This window comes from Streptomyces sp. NPDC127092 (assembly GCF_042722475.1).
Taxonomy (GTDB): Bacteria; Actinomycetota; Actinomycetes; order Streptomycetales; family Streptomycetaceae; genus Streptomyces.
This window is the reverse complement of sequence record NZ_JBHXFE010000313.1, coordinates 1-562: the sequence shown is the minus strand read 5'-3', so window position 1 is coordinate 562 and position 562 is coordinate 1. Positions and strand designations below refer to the sequence as shown.

Genomic DNA, 562 nt, shown 5'->3' with positions numbered 1-562 from the left:
CACCGGAGAGGAAGTCCGGCTGCCACACCACGACCTCCGCGGCGCGCTCGCCTGCGGCGTCCACGCCCTCGAGCCACGCGTCGGCCAGGGGGAAGAGCTCCGTCAGCCGGTCGTGGGTCATGGGGTTGTAGCGGGCCACGGCGTCCCGGCTGCGGACCAGGTCCCAGTGCAGGGCGGCGATGCGCTTCTCCAGCTCCACCACCCGGACGCCCAGCGCGGCGGCCTCGTCCCGGTCCGCGCCGATCCCGGCCAGCGTCAGCAGGCGGCCGGTGTGCTCGGTGTACTGCGCGAGGATCTCGGCGTAGGCCTCGTCCCGGTAGTAGGACTCGTCCGGCAGGCCCAGGCCGCCCTGGAGCAGGTGCAGGAGCATGCGGTCCGGGTTCCCGGCGTCGTTGAGTGCGCCGGTGTTGATGAGGCCGGAGACGCCCTGACGCTGCAGTCGCCCGGAGAGGGTGAGCAGCTCCGCAGGGGTGGTCACGGTGGCCACCGCCGCCAGGTCCGAGGCGATCGGCTCGAGGCCGCGGGCCTCCACGGTCTCGTCGTCCATGAAGGAGGCGTACAG

1 pseudogene is annotated in these 562 nt (G+C 73.1%); it reads right to left on the bottom strand.

The features are described from left to right. Window positions 1–547 (bottom strand): annotated as a pseudogene (locus tag ACFWJO_RS39995) (peptidase M13); the annotation flags it as partial. Window positions 548–562: the final 15 nt, after the last annotated feature.